Annotated in this window: 15 protein-coding genes; 8 read left to right on the forward strand and 7 right to left on the reverse strand. The window is 71.6% G+C overall.

Annotation, left to right across the window (positions count from 1 at the left end):
* Positions 1–154: 154 nt before the first annotated feature.
* Both ACZ4E1_RS18320 and ACZ4E1_RS18325 read right to left on the reverse strand, forming a co-directional pair.
* Positions 155–634, reverse strand: a complete 480-nt coding sequence (locus ACZ4E1_RS18320; protein ID WP_467540307.1) for a DUF1990 family protein — start codon at positions 632–634, stop codon at positions 155–157.
* 14 nt (positions 635–648) lie between these two features.
* Positions 649–2,091, reverse strand: a complete 1,443-nt coding sequence (locus ACZ4E1_RS18325; RefSeq protein WP_467540309.1) for a gamma-aminobutyraldehyde dehydrogenase — start codon at positions 2,089–2,091, stop codon at positions 649–651.
* Positions 2,092–2,309: 218 nt separating this feature from the next.
* Between ACZ4E1_RS18325 and ACZ4E1_RS18330 the strand changes: the two genes are divergently transcribed.
* The 7 genes from ACZ4E1_RS18330 (at position 2,310) to ACZ4E1_RS18360 (ending at position 8,928) form a co-directional block, all read left to right on the forward strand.
* A complete protein-coding gene (locus ACZ4E1_RS18330; RefSeq protein ID WP_188336588.1) occupies positions 2,310–2,825 on the forward strand; it encodes an Lrp/AsnC family transcriptional regulator in 516 nt (171 codons plus the stop codon).
* Entirely contained in the window at positions 2,810–4,189 is a 1,380-nt protein-coding gene (locus ACZ4E1_RS18335) for an aspartate aminotransferase family protein (protein WP_467540311.1), read from the forward strand. The genes ACZ4E1_RS18330 and ACZ4E1_RS18335 overlap by 16 nt, the downstream gene beginning before the upstream one ends.
* A 240-nt stretch (positions 4,190–4,429) precedes the next feature.
* Positions 4,430–5,170, forward strand: coding sequence for an ABC transporter ATP-binding protein (locus tag ACZ4E1_RS18340; RefSeq protein WP_467540313.1), 741 nt, complete (start codon positions 4,430–4,432; stop codon positions 5,168–5,170).
* Positions 5,152–6,327 (forward strand): hypothetical protein, encoded by a 1,176-nt coding sequence (locus tag ACZ4E1_RS18345; protein WP_467540315.1) that lies wholly within the window; start codon positions 5,152–5,154, stop codon positions 6,325–6,327. Before ACZ4E1_RS18340 ends, ACZ4E1_RS18345 begins: the two co-directional genes overlap by 19 nt.
* Positions 6,328–6,409: 82 nt before the next feature.
* Complete coding sequence (locus ACZ4E1_RS18350) at positions 6,410–6,829, forward strand: VOC family protein (protein ID WP_399129511.1); 420 nt, start codon at positions 6,410–6,412, stop codon at positions 6,827–6,829.
* A 95-nt stretch (positions 6,830–6,924) separates the two neighbouring features.
* Positions 6,925–8,043, forward strand: coding sequence for an LOG family protein (locus tag ACZ4E1_RS18355; protein WP_467540694.1), 1,119 nt, complete (start codon positions 6,925–6,927; stop codon positions 8,041–8,043).
* A 201-nt stretch (positions 8,044–8,244) separates the two neighbouring features.
* Positions 8,245–8,928 carry an LAETG motif-containing sortase-dependent surface protein gene (locus ACZ4E1_RS18360; protein WP_467540317.1) on the forward strand — a complete coding sequence of 228 codons (684 nt, stop codon included), beginning with the start codon at positions 8,245–8,247 and terminating at the stop codon, positions 8,926–8,928.
* A gap of 70 nt (positions 8,929–8,998) precedes the next feature.
* Here ACZ4E1_RS18360 and ACZ4E1_RS18365 read toward each other — a convergent pair whose 3' ends face one another.
* The 5 genes from ACZ4E1_RS18365 to rlmN all read right to left on the reverse strand — a co-directional run bounded on the left by ACZ4E1_RS18365 (position 8,999) and on the right by rlmN (position 14,985).
* A complete protein-coding gene (locus tag ACZ4E1_RS18365; protein WP_467540319.1) occupies positions 8,999–9,811 on the reverse strand; it encodes a maleylpyruvate isomerase N-terminal domain-containing protein in 813 nt (270 codons plus the stop codon).
* Positions 9,812–9,821: 10 nt separating this feature from the next.
* On the reverse strand, positions 9,822–10,871 hold the full coding sequence (locus tag ACZ4E1_RS18370; protein ID WP_467540322.1) for an ABC transporter ATP-binding protein: 1,050 nt from the start codon (positions 10,869–10,871) through the stop codon (positions 9,822–9,824).
* Complete coding sequence (locus ACZ4E1_RS18375; protein ID WP_467540696.1) at positions 10,871–12,484, reverse strand: ABC transporter permease; 1,614 nt, start codon at positions 12,482–12,484, stop codon at positions 10,871–10,873. Before ACZ4E1_RS18375 ends, ACZ4E1_RS18370 begins: the two co-directional genes overlap by 1 nt.
* A 95-nt stretch (positions 12,485–12,579) precedes the next feature.
* Positions 12,580–13,668, reverse strand: a complete 1,089-nt coding sequence (locus ACZ4E1_RS18380; protein WP_467540324.1) for a thiamine ABC transporter substrate-binding protein — start codon at positions 13,666–13,668, stop codon at positions 12,580–12,582.
* Between the two features lie 210 nt (positions 13,669–13,878).
* Positions 13,879–14,985 (reverse strand): dual-specificity RNA methyltransferase RlmN, encoded by a 1,107-nt coding sequence (gene rlmN, locus ACZ4E1_RS18385; RefSeq protein WP_467540326.1) that lies wholly within the window; start codon positions 14,983–14,985, stop codon positions 13,879–13,881.
* A 119-nt stretch (positions 14,986–15,104) separates the two neighbouring features.
* On the opposite strand from rlmN, the gene ACZ4E1_RS18390 reads away from it, so the two are divergent.
* A complete protein-coding gene (locus ACZ4E1_RS18390; protein ID WP_467540328.1) occupies positions 15,105–15,851 on the forward strand; it encodes an oxygen-binding di-iron domain-containing protein in 747 nt (248 codons plus the stop codon).
* Positions 15,852–15,891 lie beyond the last annotated feature (40 nt).

Consider the following 15,891-nt stretch of genomic DNA (forward strand, 5'->3'; position numbering starts at 1 on the left):
TCTTCATGCGAAAGCGGGGGCGGGAAGTGGGCGCACTACGGTCTTTTCGCAGAAGAAGGAAGGAGGAAGCGCACCGCGGAGCCGCCCCCGCCAGCTCACGGTACGTGCCGCGCAGCGGGCCCCGCACCCGGATTTCCGGGGGCCGGAAAGGCGTCTACGGCAGCAGCGCCCGCAAGTACCGCCGGGTCACCGCGAGTTGGACCACGCGCGCGAGGGGCCCCGCGAGCCGTGTGTACCAGCGGCCCGGCCGGGAGAAGGCCCGGATGCGGAACCACACGGAGCCGTCCGGCTCCCGGGTCACGAGGAACGCCTCCTCGCCGCACTCGGGATGCCCGGCGAGGGTCCCGTAGGCGAAGCCGATCCGGTCGGGCTCAAGCACGACCCGCACCACCCGGCACGGGATCCGCAGCATCAGGAAGCGCAGGACGACGTCGGCGCCCTCGCGGACGTCGTCGCCGGGGGTCACGCTCAGTCCGGCGCCGCGCTGGGCCCGCCACGCGAGAACCGCCGCGCCGGCCCGCTCCAGGCACTGCTGCCCGGAGCCGAGCCGGACACGGCGGTCCAGGTGGGCGTACCCCGGCGGCAGTTCGCCGTCCGCCAGGGTCGCGCCCGTCTCCGTATAGGTGAGGCTCACCCGAGGGGTGGGACTCAGCCGTCCAGGGAGGTCATGACGTGCTTGATGCGCGTGTAGTCCTCGAAGCCGTAGCCGGAGAGGTCCTTGCCGTAGCCGGACTTCTTGAAGCCGCCGTGCGGCATCTCGGCGACCAGCGGGATGTGGGTGTTGATCCACACACAGCCGAAGTCGAGGGCCTTGGACATGCGCATCGCGCGGCCGTGGTCCTTGGTCCACACGGAGGAGGCGAGGGCGTAGTCGACGCCGTTGGCGTACGCGACGGCCTGCTCCTCGTCCGTGAAGGACTGGACGGTGATGACGGGGCCGAAGACCTCGTTCTGGATGATCTCGTCGTCCTGGTTGAGGCCCGAGACGACGGTCGCGGCGTAGAAGTAGCCCTTGTCGCCGACCCGGTGGCCGCCGGCCTCGACCTTGGCGTGGGCCGGGAGGCGCTCGATGAAGCCGGTGACCTGCTTCAGCTGGTTCGGGTTGTTCAGCGGGCCGTAGAGCACGTCCTCGTCGTCCGGCTGACCGGTCTTGGTCTCGGCGGCGATCTTCGCGAGCGCGCTCACGAACTCGTCGTGCACGGACTCGTGGACCAGCACGCGCGTGGCGGCCGTGCAGTCCTGGCCGGCGTTGAAGTAACCGGCCTCGGCGATGCCCGCGGCGGCCTTCTCGATGTCGGCGTCGCCGAAGACGACGACCGGGGCCTTGCCGCCCAGCTCCAGGTGGACCCGCTTGAGGTCCTTGGAGGCGGACTCGGCGACGGCCATGCCCGCGCGGACCGAGCCGGTGATGGAGGCCATCGCCGGGGTCGGGTGCTCGACCATGAGGCGGCCGGTGTCACGGTCGCCGCACACGACGTTGAAGACGCCCTTGGGGACGATCGAGCCGATGATGTCGGCCATCAGGGCCGTCGACGCCGGGGTGGTGTCGGACGGCTTGAGGACCACCGTGTTGCCCGCGGCGAGCGCCGGGGCGAACTTCCACACGGCCATCATCATCGGGTAGTTCCACGGCGCGACCTGGGCGCAGACGCCGATCGGCTCGCGGCGGATGATGGAGGTCAGACCCTCCATGTACTCACCGGCGGAGCGGCCCTCGAGCATGCGGGCGGCACCGGCGAAGAAGCGGATCTGGTCCACCATCGGCGGGATCTCTTCGCTGCGGGTGAGGCCGATCGGCTTGCCCGTGTTCTCGACCTCGGCCGCGATGAGCTCCTCGGCCCGCTCCTCGAACGCGTCGGCGATCTTCAGGAGGTACTTCTGGCGCTCGCCCGGCGTGAGGTCGCGCCACGCGGGGAACGCCGCCTCGGCCGCGGCCATCGCCGCGTCCACGTCGGCCTGCCCGGACAGCGGCGCGGTCGCGTACGCCTCGCCCGTGGCGGGGTTGACCACGTCCGTGGTCCGTCCGTCGGCGGCGTCCCGGAACTCACCGTCGATGTAGTTACGCAGACGACGCAGCTCACTGGTGGTCACTGCCGGCCCTCCTGACCTGAGAAGACGTTCGGTTTCTGCAGGATTGTGGCGTCCGGCGCGCGGCGCGCGCCGGTGTCCAGCACCTGAGACGTCCCACCCTAGTCGGCCCGCCGACGTTTTCAACACCCCCCGACCCTCACGAACTACGGAATCAGTGAAGTTCGAGGGTGCAGACAACGAATTTCATCGATCTGGGGTTGCGAAACGGACGAGACCTCGTGCACAGTGAGGTCGTGGCCAGTCGCAGCGCAGACCCCAAGGGACCCAGTTCGAGGAACGGCGGAAGCCCGCCTCTGGACTCCGTCTCCCTCGCCATCATCGAACAGCTCCAGGAAGACGGCAGGCGCCCGTACGCCGCCATCGGAAAGGCCGTGGGCCTGTCCGAGGCAGCGGTCCGCCAGCGCGTCCAGAAGCTGCTCGACCAGGGCGTGATGCAGATCGTCGCCGTCACGGACCCGCTCACCGTGGGTTTCCGCCGGCAGGCGATGGTCGGGATCAACGCCGAGGGCGACCTGGATCCCGTGGCGGATGCGCTGACGGCCATGCCGGAATGCGAGTACGTCGTGATGACGGCAGGCTCGTTCGACCTGATGGTGGAGGTCGTCTGTGAGGACGACGACCACCTTCTGGACGTGATCAACAAACGCATCCGGGCCCTGCCCGGCGTGCGCTCCACCGAGAGCTTCGTCTACCTCAAGCTCAAGAAGCAGACCTATATGTGGGGAACCCGATAGCCGTGAGCAAGGACCTCAGCCAGAGCGCGTACGACCACCTGTGGATGCACTTCACCCGCATGTCGTCGTACGAGAACGCGCCCGTACCCACCATCGTTCGTGGCGAGGGCACCTACATCTACGACGACAAGGGCAAGAAGTACCTCGACGGTCTCGCGGGCCTGTTCGTGGTCCAGGCCGGCCACGGCCGCCGGGAGCTCGCCGAGGTCGCCGCGAAGCAGGCCGCCGAGCTGGCCTTCTTCCCGATCTGGTCGTACGCCCACCCCAAGGCCGTGGAGCTCGCCGAGCGCCTCGCCCACTACGCCCCGGGCGACCTGAACAAGGTCTTCTTCACCACCGGTGGCGGCGAGGCCGTGGAGACCGCCTGGAAGCTGGCGAAGCAGTACCACAAGCTCAACGGCAACCACACGAAGTACAAGGTCATCTCCCGCGCGGTCGCCTACCACGGCACCCCGCAGGGCGCCCTGTCCATCACGGGTCTGCCGGCCCTCAAGGCCCCCTTCGAGCCGCTCGTCCCGGGCGCGCACAAGGTGCCGAACACGAACATCTACCGCGCCCCGATCCACGGCGACGACCCGGAGGCCTTCGGCCGCTGGTGCGCCGACCAGATCGAGCAGGAGATCCTGTTCGAGGGCCCGGAGACGGTCGCGGCCGTCTTCCTGGAGCCCGTGCAGAACGCCGGTGGCTGCTTCCCGCCGCCGCCCGGCTACTTCCAGCGCGTGCGCGAGATCTGCGACCAGTACGACGTGCTGCTCGTCTCCGACGAGGTCATCTGCGCCTTCGGCCGTCTCGGCACGATGTTCGCCTGTGACAAGTTCGGCTACGTGCCGGACATCATCACCTGCGCCAAGGGCATGACCTCGGGCTACTCCCCGATCGGTGCCGCGATCGTCTCGGACCGCATCGCCGAGCCGTTCTACAAGGGTGACAACACCTTCCTGCACGGCTACACCTTCGGTGGTCACCCCGTGTCGGCGGCCGTGGGTCTGGCCAACCTCGACATCTTCGAGCGCGAGGGCCTCAACCAGCACGTGCTGGACAACGAGGCGAACTTCCTCAACACGCTGCAGAAGCTGAACGACCTGCCGATCGTCGGCGACGTCCGCGGCAACGGCTTCTTCTACGGCATCGAGCTCGTGAAGGACAAGGCCACCAAGGAGTCCTTCACGGACGAGGAGTCCGAGCGGGTCCTGTACGGCTACGTCTCGAAGAAGCTCTTCGAGTACGGCCTGTACTGCCGCGCGGACGACCGTGGCGACCCGGTCATCCAGCTGTCGCCGCCGCTGATCTCCGACCAGGCGACGTTCGACGAGATCGAGGGCATCATCCGCCAGGTCCTCACCGAGGCCTGGACCAAGATCTGAGCCCTCCGCCCAGGCCCTGAGCCACACCTCAGGATCTGAGCCGCGCGCACCACGGAACCAGCGCGCACCACGGCCCGGCTGCACCCGTCCGAGTGAGATGGGAGCGGCCGGGCCGCGTCGCGTCCGGACCCACCGGCCGGAAAACCTAGCGTGCCCTGTGACCGATCGGCCCTGCCTTCGTTCCCCCGTACGGGGGACGGGAACTTCCCGGCATATCTGATCTGAACCGAGGTGTACGCCATGGTGGCCCCGCCGGACAACGACGTGCTCTGGGCACGCGCCCTGCACTTCTCCCACAGCGGCTCGCCCGCGCTCACCGGTGTCTCGCTCGGGGTGCGCCAGGGCGAGATCCTCGCCGTCGGCGGCCCGCGCGGCGCCGGCAAGACGACCCTGTTGCAGTGCCTTTCCGGACAGCTGCTGCCCCAGCAGGGCGAGGTCTGGTTCAACAGCGCCCCGGTCCACACGATGGGCCCGCTGGTGCGCGAGCGGCTGCGCCGGGACCGCTTCGGCTGGATCGACCCCGAGCCGGCCCTGGTCCCCGAACTGAACGTGTGGGAGAACACCGCCCTGCCGCTCATGCTGCGCGGCGGCGGCCGGCGGCCGGCCAAGACCGCCGCCCACGAATGGCTGGAGCGGCTCGACGTCGGCCATCTCGCCCGCAAGCGCCCGCACGCCCTGCACATGGCCGAGCGGCAGCGCGTCGCCATCGCCCGCGCCCTCGTGCACGCGCCCGACATCGTCTTCGCCGACGAGCCGACGGCGACCCTGCACCAGGCCGACCGCGCGCACGTCCTGCGCACCCTGACCGCGGCGGCCCGCTCGCACTCCATCACCGTGGTGCTCGCCACCAGCGACGCGGAGGTCGGCGCGCTCGCTGACCGCACCGTGCCGCTGCTCGACGGCCGCCGCGTGAACACCGTGCACCTGCCCGCCGGGCAGCCCGAGGCGGAAGGCCGGGCCGCGTGCTCGCTCTCCGTCTAGCCCGCGGGGCCCATCCCCTGGTCCAGCTGCGCAGACTCCTGGTGGCCGCCGCCTCGGCGGGCACCGGCTTCCTGCTGCTGTGCACGCTGGGCTACGCGATGGGGCACCCCGAGTCCTCCGGCGACGCCGTGCTCCGGCTCGCCTGGTGCGTGGTGCCGCTCGCCGCGACCGTCTATCTGGCGGTCGCCGTCGCCCGCTCCGACCCCGGCACGAAACCGCGCTCCGGGCTCTCCGCCGTCGGCCTCGGCCCCGGCCGCCTCACCCTGCTCGCCTCGGTGTCCACCGCCGTCGCCTGCACGCTGGGCTCGACGCTCGCCCTGCTGCTCTTCCTGCATCTGCGCGGAGACCTGACCGGGCTGCCGTTCGACGGCGCCGCCCGCGGGCTGCTCGCCGCCGACCGGCCGCTGCCGCTGGCCGCCACCCTCACCCTGCTCGCCTTCGTGCCCCTCGCCGCGTCCACGGCCAGCGCCCTCGTGCTGCGGCCCCGGATCGTGAAGGCGGGCGGCGACAAGGCGGCCGGCGACGCGCCGCAGGACCTGAAGGAACCGGCCCCGGCGCCCAGCGGGCTGCCCTGGGGCGTGGCGCTGCTCGCCGCCGGACTCGCCGTCGAGACGTACGCGGCGCACGCGCGCGGCGGCTCCGGGTTCCCGATGCCCGGCGGGCTCGGCGGCAGCCCGTCCGGCGTGCTGGCCGGCTGGGCGCTCACCGCGGTCGGCCTGGCGCTCGTCGGGCCCGGTCTGACCTACCAGTGCGGGCGCGCCCTGCAGGCCGTACGGCCCGGTGCGGTGCGGCTGCTCTCCGGGCGGGTGCTGATGGAGGAGGCCGGACGGATCGGCCGGCCGCTCGGCGTCGTGTGCGCGGTGGCCTCCGGTGTGTACGCGGCGACCGTGCTGGCCGGCGCCCGGCCGGTGCTCGGTCCGCTGTCCGCGCTCGGCGGCGTCCTCGTCGTCGGCTGCACGCTCGCCACCCTCGCCACGGCGGCCGTCGAGGCGCGCCAGGTCCGCCGGCACACCCAGACGGCGCTGCTGCGGCTCGGCGCCCCCGCGACCCTGCTGCGGAGCTCCGCGGCGCTGCGCGCGGGCGCGCTGCTCGCCGTTTTCGGGCCGCTGACCTGGGCCGTCGCGGAACTTTCGGCGGCTCCGCTGCTGGCGCGATGAGTTTTGCCCGCGCCGCGCGTCTAACCCTGCGAGCATCACGACAGCTAAGCGACCGCACGACACAGAAGGCGACGGGCTCCTCATGACGCAGCACCAGTACCAGCAGATGATCTTCGTGAACCTGGCCGTGAGCGACCTGGACGCGTCCAAGAAGTTCTTCACGGAGCTCGGCTTCACGATCAACCAGCAGTTCACGGACGAGACCGCGTCCGCCGTGGTCGTCAGCGACACGATCATCCTCATGGTGATGACCAAGGAGAAGTACTCCGGCTTCACGAAGAAGACGATCATCGACTCGACCACCTCCAGCGAGGTGCTCCTGTGTCTGAGCGCCGAGAGCCGCGAGAAGGTCGACGAGCTCGTCGAGAAGGCGATCGCGGCCGGTGGCACCGAGACGGGCGAGAAGCAGGACCACGGCTTCATGTACGGGCGGGCCTTCGACGACATCGACGGCCACACCTTCGAGGTCGCGTGGATGGACCCGAGCGTCATCCAGGACTGAGCAAGTCCGCGCCGGGCGGGCGTGCTTAAGCTGGGCGGGTGCAGCCGACACCGTCACCTTCGAGTGATCCCTCAGCGCCTTCGGGTGAACCCGCCCTGCCCGGCGCCGCCCACGACCGCGAGATCGAGACGGTCGCCGAGTTCGACGCGGTGGCCGCGAGCGGTTCGATCGCCGGGCACCGGGTGCAGGCCGTCGACCTGACGGACCGCACCGACCGGCTGCTCGCCGTGGAGACGGCGGGCGCCCTCTTCCTCGGCTGCCCCATGACGCCGGAGGCGTCCCTGAGCGTGCGGGCCCGGGGCGCCCTCGTCTTCCCGCCGGTCCCCGGCCTCCCCTTCGACCCGTACCGCGGGCACCTCTACACGCCGGACCAGCTGTTCACGCATCTGGCATCCGGTGGCTACGAGGCGACGCCGGACGCCCGCGCGTACGCCTGGTTCCAGCACACGAAGGCGGACGGCGACGTCTTCGCGTCGATGCTGCGCGCGATCCACGACGACTCCGTCTCGGACGCGCTCGACGAACTCCTCACCGGGGCGCGGGTGGTGGGCGTCATGGGCGGCCACGCCATGGCGCGCGGCACCGAGGACTACGCGGAGGCCGCGCGGCTCGGCCGCACCCTCGCGCGGTCGGGGCTCACGGTGGCGACGGGCGGCGGCCCGGGCGCGATGGAGGCGGCGAACCTGGGCGCGTACGCGGCCCCGTTCGACGACTCCATGCTCGACGAGTCGCTCGAACTCCTCGCGAAGGCACCGTCGTTCGCCCCGTCGGTGACGGACTGGGCGGCCGCCGCGTTCGAGGTGCGGTCCCGGTATCCGCGCGGCGGCGCCTCGGTCGGCATCCCCACCTGGTTCTACGGGCACGAGCCGCCGAACGCGTTCGCCGAGCACATCGCCAAATACTTCGCCAACGCCACGCGGGAGGACGGGCTGCTCGCCCGGTCGAACGCGGGCGTCGTCTTCCTGCCGGGCGCCGCCGGCACCGTGCAGGAGGTCTTCGACAACGCCACGCCCAACTACTACGAGTCCCGGGGCGAACCGACGCCGATGGTGCTGGTCGGCCGCGCGCACTGGACCGAGAAGCTGCCCGCCTGGCCCCTGCTTCAGGCGCTGGCGCGCGAGCGGTCCATGGAGCACCGGATCGCGCTCGTGGACACCCCGGCGGAGGCCGCCGCGGCGATCCGGGCGCTCGGGTCAAGCACGGGTCAAGTCTGACCGGTCTTCATCGCACCGTATTGACGCTGTGTCACGGGCACTTGTAAACGTTTGGTGACCGTGAGGGTGCCGAGGCCGGAGCTGTGGCGTGTGCCGCGTGGTGGGCGCCTGTGGCGTGTGCCGCCCGACGTGCGCCGTGACGCTCCCTCACCGCACCCCTCTTCTGTACGGCATCCCGTACTGATCCCGTGAAGGACAGCCGTGTCCCCAACCCCCCGCACCTCCGCACGCATATCCGCCCGTGCCGCCCGCTTCGCCGGTGTGGCCGCGGCCGCCTCGGCGCTGGCGCTCGGCGCCGCCGGCACCGCGTCGGCGTGCAACATCAGTGAGTTCACCGCCGCCGCCGAGTGCACCGGCGAGCAGGGCGTCATCACCGTGGTCGACAAGGACCCGTCCGGCGTGCAGGCGACCGTCTCGGTCTACCTGAAGTCGGGCGGCGCCGAGAAGCTGATCGGCTCGCAGGACGTGACGGGCACCCGCGAGGGCGCCACGCTCACGTTCAAGGAGAACTGGCAGCCGAACGCCACGTACCGCGTGCACGTGAAAGCCGGCGACCAGGTCGACGAGGACATCTCGCCGGAGCTGACCACGCCGGGCAAGGCCTGCGCCACCACCCCGGCTCCGTCGAAGCCGGCCCCCTCCGAGCCCGCCCCGTCGAAGCCGGCGCCCTCGAAGCCCGCGCCGAGCACCTCGGCTCCCGAGTCCGCCACCCCGGCCGCCCCGGCGCCGAGCAACTCGCCCTCCCCGGCGGGTAGTTCGGACAACCTGGCGGAGACCGGTTCGAGCTCGAACACCCCGCTGTTCGCCGGTCTCGCGGCGGCGCTCGTCGTCGCGGGCGGCGGCATCGTGTTCGCGCTGCGCAAGCGGGGCGCGGCTCAGCGCTGACCCTGCTCACCGCGTGCGGGGCGTCACCGACGGTGGCGCCCCGTCGTGCTGTCGTGCCGTCGTGCGGCCCTCAGCCGAAGGTGGCCCGCTCCAGCCAGAAGTCCAGCAGCTCGCGGTCGCCGAGGACCTCCAGGGCGGCGTCGTCGGGCGAGGCCCGGCGGTAGAACGCGAGGACCAGCTCGGTGAGGGGGCCGCGCAGGGCGACATCGGCGCGGGCGTGCTCGTGGCTCCAGGACAGACCGTCGTCGGCGAGGTCGAGGACCCATTCGGCGGGCGCGGCGCCGGGCGGGGTGTCGGTGGCGTGCAGGTGCAGCGTGCGACCGCCGTGGCGCAGCTCGTTGGAGGTGTCCTCGGGGAAGCCCTGGGCGAAGCGCACGATCTCCAGCCACTCCTCGATCGTGTCGGCGGCCACCTCCCGCGCCACGTCGTAGTCGGCCTTGGCGGCGATCGCCGCGTCGGCGCGGTGGATCACCGTCTCGTGCGTCATGCGGCGGGCCCAGAACCCGGCGTCCTGCCGCCAGGCCCAGGTCCACACGGACTGTTCGGGACCGGCGGCGCGCAGCGTGGCGGCGAGGAGCTCGGCGCCCTCGGCGAGCCAGGCGTCCAGCGCGGCCGGATCGTCGCTCTCGGGCCCGGCGAAGTGCGGCACCTGGTCCTCGGGGACGTCCTCGCTCGCGCGGGTCCGCACGAGGGTCTCGGCCCAGCGGTGCGCGCCGCCGACGTGCACGGCGAGCTCGCGCAGGCTCCAGTCGGGGCAGGTCGGGACGGTGGTGGTGAGATCGGCGCCGGCCAGGTGCTGTCTCAGCAGCCCGGTCTGGGTCACGATCTCGGAGCAGTAGCGGTCGTGCGTGAGCGGGCTTCGGGGGTCCGTGTGGGTCGCCATGATCCCGACCCTACGGAACCGGCCCCCCGCCCAGCACCACGATTTCCGCGGCGTCGAAGGCGACGCCGACCTCGGCGCCCTGCTCGGGGGCCGAGCGCAGCCCGCAGGCCGCTTCCAGCCGGGGCGCGTCACCGGGCTGCAGCTGGAGCGCGACATGGGTGCCCCGGAAGGTCCGGGCGGCCACGGTGCAGGTCAGCTGGGCGTCGGCGGCGTCGACCAGACGTACCCCTGTGGGACGTACGAGGATCTTCACCTGCCCCTGGGGGGAGCCGGCGGGCACCGGGACCTTGCCCCACGGGGTGTCGGCGGCGTCGCCGGAGACGGAGACCGTCGCGTCGACGACATTGTCGAAACCGAGGAAGCGGGCGACGAACTCGTCGGCGGGACGCTGCCACACCTCCAGCGGGGTGCCGGACTGGGCGATGCGGCCGTCGCGCATGACGACGACCCGGTCGGCGAGCGCGAAGGCCTCGCCCTGGTCGTGGGTGACGGCGAGGACGGTGGTGCCCAACTCGCCGAAGAGCTCCCGCAGTTCGACGACGAGACGTTCGCGCAGGGAGCGGTCGAGCTGGCCGAGGGGCTCGTCGAGCATGAGCAGCCGGGGGCGCGGGGCCAGGGCGCGGGCGAGGGCGACGCGCTGCTGTTCGCCGCCGGAGAGCGCGGAGACGGCCCGGCGCGCGGCACCCGGCAGGCCGACGAGTTCCAGCAACTCCCCCACGCGCGCGGCCTGTTCGGCGCGCGGCGCACCGTGCATGCGGAGCCCGAACGCGACGTTGGAGCCCACGTCGCGCTGCGGGAACAACTGGTGGTCCTGGAACATGAGGCCGACGCCCCGCTTGTGCGCGGGCACGCCGCGCTGGTCGCGCCCGCCGAGGGCGATCCGGCCGCCGTCCAGCGACTGGAGTCCGGCGACCGCGCGCAGCAGGGTCGACTTGCCGCTGCCGCTGGGACCGAGGACGCACACGATCTCGTGCTCGGCGACCTCCAGGTCCACCCGGTCGAGCACGGCGCGCCCGCCGAACCGTACGGTCGCCTCGTCCAGAGCCAGTAGGGCCGTCATCAGAACTCCCCCGTCCGGGCCCGTGCGGGCCGGATGCGTTCGAGCAGCAGGAGGCAGACGGCGCAGACGACCATGAGAACGGTCGACAGGGCCATCGCCTGCCCGTAGTTGAGGTCACCGGCGCGGCCCAGGAGCCGGGCCACGGCGACCGGCAGGGTCGGGTTGTCGGGCCGCGCGATGAACACGGTGGCGCCGAACTCGCCGAGCGACACGGCGAAGGCGAACCCGGCGGCGATCAGCAGCGCCCGGCGCACCATCGGCAGGTCGACCTCGCGCCAGGCCCGCAGCGGCGACGCCCCGAGCACGGCCGCGGCCTCGCGCAGCCGGCCGTCGACGGCGCGGAGCACCGGCAGCATGGTCCGTACGACGAAGGGCACGCCGACGAGGGCCTGCGCGAGCGGCACGAGCCACCAGGACTGGCGCAGGTCGAGCGGCGGTTCGTCGAGGGTGATGAGGAAGCCGAAGCCGACGGTGACGGCGGAGACGCCGAGCGGCAGCATCAGCAGGGCGTCGAAGCCGCGCACGAGGCGTCCGGCACGGCGGGTGAGCGCGGCTGCGGCGAGTCCGCCGATCACCAGGGCGACGGCGGTGGCGGCCAGCGCGTAGCGCAGCGAGTTCCAGACGGCCTCGATGGGCGGTACGAGGAAGGTGCCGCCGTCGGCGTCGCCGAGCGCGCGGTAGTACGCGAAGCCGAAGCCGCCGGGGGCCTGGAGGGAGCGCTGGACGAGGACACCGAGCGGCAGCAGGATCAGCACGGCGACGGTCGCGAGGACCAGGCCGAGCAGGGCGCGCTGGCCGGCGCCGCGCGGCGGGCGCGCGGTGTGCGCGGCGTCGACGAGCCGCAGGGCGCTCTCCCGGCGCCGCACGGTCCAGGCGTGCACGAGCAGGATGAGCCCGACGGCCGCGAACTGCACGATGGTCAGTACGGCGGCGGTGGACAGGTCGAAGATCTGCGCGGTCTGCCGGTAGATCTCCACCTCCAGCGTGGAGAATCCCGGGCCGCCGAGGATCTGCACGACACCGAACGACGTGAAGGTGAAGAGGAAGACCATCAGGGCCGCAGCGGCGACGGCGGGCCCGAGCGCGGGCAGCGTCACCTTGCGCCAGGCGGCGAGGCGGGAGGCGCCGAGCATCCGCGCGGCCTCCTCCTGGCGCGGGTCGAGCTGCGCCCACAGGCCGCCGACCGTCCGGACGACGACCGCGTAGTTGAAGAAGACGTGCGCGAGCAGGATGGCCCACACGGTCGTGTCGAGCCGGACGCCCCACAGGTCGTCGAGGAGCCCGCCGCGGCCGACGACCGCGAGGAACGCGGTGCCGACGACGACGGTGGGCAGCACGAACGGCACGGTGACCGCGGCGCGCAGCACCTGCTTGCCGGGGAAGTCGAGCCGGGCGAAGACGTACGCGCCGGGCAGGGCGATCAGCAGGGTCAGCGCGGTGGAGGCGAGCGCCTGCCACACGGTGAACCACAGGACGTGCCGCACGTCCGCCTGCCCCAGCACGTCGAGGATCCGGCCGAGGCGCCAGACCCCGTCGACGTGCAGACCGCGCTCGACGATCGCGGCGACGGGGTAGGCGAAGAAGAGCCCGAAGAACACGGCGGGCACGGCCATGAGGCCGAGCCGCGCCGCGCTCCCCGTACGGAGTCGGCGCGGCCGGCCCGCGGCCTTGACCTCGGCCTTGTCCTTGACCTCGGTCTTGTCCGGGGTCACTTCCTGACGAGCGACGTCCACGTCTTGACCCACTCGTCGCGGTGGTCCGCGATGTTCCGCGGGCTCATGGTGTGCGGCTTGTCGATCGCGACCGCGTACTTGGTGTAGTCGGCGGGCGCGACGGCGTTCTTCGCCACCGGGTCGACGAACATGTTGAGCGGCATGTCCTCCTGGAACTCCTTGGAGATCAGGAAGTCGAGGAAGGCCTTGCCGCCCTTCTCGTTCTTCGCCCCGTCGAGCAGGCCGGCGAACTCGATCTGACGGAAGCAGGTGCCGGTCGCGACGCCGACGGGCGAGGTCTTGGGCTGCGGGTCGGAGTAGATCGCCTCGGCGGGCGGGGAGGACGCGTACGAGACGACGAGCGGGCGGTCGCCGCCGGCCTTCTTGCCGCCGGCGCTGCCGGAGAACTCCTCGTTGTAGGCCTGGTCCCAGCCGCTGACGACCTTCACACCGTTGGCGTTCAGCTTCTTCCAGTACGACTGCCAGCCGTCGTCGCCGTACTGGGCGGCGCTGCCGAGCAGGAAGCCGAGGCCGGGCGAGGACGTCGCGGCGTCCTCGGTGACCAGCAGGTTCTTGTACGCGGGCTTGGCCAGGTCGGCGAAGGAGGCGGGCGGCGTCAGCTTGTGGTCGGCGAAGTACTTCTTGTCGTAGTTGACGCAGATGTCGCCGGTGTCGACGGGCGTGACGCGGTTCTTGCCCTTGTCGAGGCGGTACTGGCCCGGCACCTGGTCGATGCCCTTGGCCTCGTAGGAGGTGAACAGCCCGTTGTCGAGGGCGCGGGACAGCAGCGTGTTGTCGACGCCGAAGAACACGTCGCCGACGGGGTTGCCCTTGGACAGGATCGCCTTGTTGACGGCCTGGCCGGCGTCGCCGTCCTCGACGACCTTCACCTTGTAGCCGGACTTCTTCTCGAAGTCCTTGAGCACGTTCTTGGAGACGGCCCACGAGTCGTGACTGACCAGGGTGACCGTCTTGGAGTCCCCGGCGTCGCCGCCGCCCGAGGACGACGACGAACCGCACGCGGACAGCGTGACGAGCCCGAGCCCCACGGCCGCGGCCAGGTACGCCTTCTTGTTCTTGCTCACTGGTTTTCCTCCTGGGGGTGACCAGGAAGAGACGCGGCCCTGCCCGGGCCTTTTCCTACGGCTCCGGGCAGGGCGCAACAGCTTGAGTGGTGACCGAACTTCCTACCCAGAATGACCTGGGCAAGGTTCAGAGGGTCTGCGGCTCTGCCGCACTCTCAGCGCTGTGGCGCTCCCCTGTCGGAATATGAAGATGTGGTACTGCGGGCAAGGCTACCGCTCGGTGGCGGCGAGCTGTCCACAGGCTCCGTCGATCTCCTGGCCACGGGTGTCCCGGACGGTGACGGGGACGCCGTGGGCGGCGATGGCCTCGACGAACGCCTTCTCGTCCTCGGGGCGCGACGCGGTCCACTTCGAGCCCGGGGTCGGGTTCAGCGGAATCAGATTGACGTGCACGGGCTTCCCGCGCAGCAGCCGCCCGAGCCGGTCCCCGCGCCAGGCCTGGTCGTTGATGTCGCGGATCAGCGCGTACTCGATGGACAGCCGGCGCCCGGACTTCGCCGCGTACTCCCACCCGGCGTCGAGCACCTCCCGCACCTTCCACCGCGTGTTGACGGGCACCAGCGTGTCCCGCAGCTCGTCGTCAGGCGCGTGCAGCGAGATGGCGAGCCGGCACTTGAACCCTTCATCGGCGAACCGGTGAATGGCGGGCACGAGCCCCACGGTCGACACGGTGATCCCGCGCTGGCTGAGCCCGAGCCCGTCCGGCTCAGGATCGGTCAGCGCCCGAATGGCACCCACCACGCGCTTGTAGTTGGCGAGCGGCTCGCCCATCCCCATGAACACGATGTTGGACAGCCGCGCCGGCCCGCCGGGGATCTCCCCGTCCCGCAGGGCCCGCATCCCGTCCACGATCTGGTGCACGATCTCGCCCGTCGACAGGTTCCGGTCGAGGCCGGCCTGTCCGGTCGCGCAGAACGGGCAGTTCATCCCGCACCCGGCCTGCGACGAGATGCACATCGTCACCCGGTCCGGGTACCGCATGAGCACGGACTCGACGAGCGTCCCGTCGAACAGCCGCCACAGGGTCTTGCGGGTGGTGTCCTGGTCGGTCGACAGATGCCGCACGACGGTCATCAGCTCGGGCAGCAGCGCCTCCCGCAGCTTCTCGCGCGACCCGGCGGGAATGTCGGTCCACTCCGCGGGGTCGTGCGCGTACCGCGCGAAGTAGTGCGTCGACAGCTGCTTGGCGCGGAACGGCTTCTCACCGATCGCGGCGACGGCTTCCTTCCGCTCGGCGGGCGAGAGGTCGGCAAGGTGCCGCGGCGGCTTCTTGGCTCCGCGGGGGGCGACGAATGTGAGTTCTCCGGGCTTAGGCATGGCTGTACCAGTGTCGCAGATCGAACACCGCTCCCGGTCATCCCGGCGATGAGGTGCGCGGCGGGAAGGACGGGCCGATGATGGACGCGTAGGCGCGGCGCGATCACCATCGTGGGGAGATGGAGCCGGTGAACGCCTTCGTACTGCTCGCCGCCGAGCCGGTGGTCATCGACACCGGGCTCGGGCTCCCCGACCGGAACTTTCTGGAGACGCTCGGCTCCGTGCTGGACCCCGCCGATGTGCGGTGGATCTGGCTGACGCACCCGGACCGTGATCACACGGGCGGGATCTTCGAGCTGCTGGCCGCGGCACCCCGGGCCCGTGTCGTGACCACGTTCCTGTCAGCCGGGTTCATGTCCTGTGAGCGGCCGCTGCCGCTCGACCGTGTCTTCCTGCTCAACCCGGGGCAGACGCTGGACGTCGGCGACCGCACGCTCACCGCGTTCCGGCCCCCGCTGTACGACAGCCCCGCCACCATGGCGCTCTTCGACGGCAGGTCGGGGGCCTGCTTCAGCTCCGACTGCTTCGGCGGGCCGATGCCCACGGTCGAGCTGGCCGAGTCCGACGACGTCGGCGCGGTCGGCGCGCAGGAGCTCCGGGACGCACAGCTGCTGTGGGCCACGGTCGACAGCCCGTGGGTGCACAACGTGAACGCCGAGAAGTTCCTCGACACCTTCCGCGCGCTGCGGGAGTGGGCGCCGGAACTCGTCCTCTCCGCACATCTGCCACCGGCTCCGGGGATCACCGCGTCGATGATCGACACGCTCGGCTCGGCGGCCGGCGCCCCGGCCTTCGTGGGCCCGGACCAGGCGGCGCTGGAACAGATGCTGGCCGGCTTCGAGCCCGGCGGCGCCCCGGCCCGGTGACGAGAAACCGGCCCCCGCCCGGACGGCGGAAGCCGGTTGT

Source organism: Streptomyces sp. NPDC025806 (assembly GCF_055558275.1).

Bases quoted from the DNA above. Each gene is read 5' to 3' on its own strand.
- ACZ4E1_RS18375 (WP_467540696.1), bottom strand. From the start codon at position 12,484: ATGGCCGTGCCCGCCGTGTTCTTCGGGCTCTTCTTCGCCTACCCCGTC.
- ACZ4E1_RS18370 (WP_467540322.1), bottom strand. From the start codon at position 10,871: ATGACGGCCCTACTGGCTCTGGACGAGGCGACCGTACGGTTCGGCGGG.
- ACZ4E1_RS18365 (WP_467540319.1), bottom strand. From the start codon at position 9,811: ATGGCGACCCACACGGACCCCCGAAGCCCGCTCACGCACGACCGCTAC.
- ACZ4E1_RS18350 (WP_399129511.1), top strand. From the start codon at position 6,410: ATGACGCAGCACCAGTACCAGCAGATGATCTTCGTGAACCTGGCCGTG.
- rlmN (WP_467540326.1), bottom strand. From the start codon at position 14,985: ATGCCTAAGCCCGGAGAACTCACATTCGTCGCCCCCCGCGGAGCCAAG.
- ACZ4E1_RS18340 (WP_467540313.1), top strand. From the start codon at position 4,430: ATGGTGGCCCCGCCGGACAACGACGTGCTCTGGGCACGCGCCCTGCAC.
- ACZ4E1_RS18390 (WP_467540328.1), top strand. From the start codon at position 15,105: ATGGAGCCGGTGAACGCCTTCGTACTGCTCGCCGCCGAGCCGGTGGTC.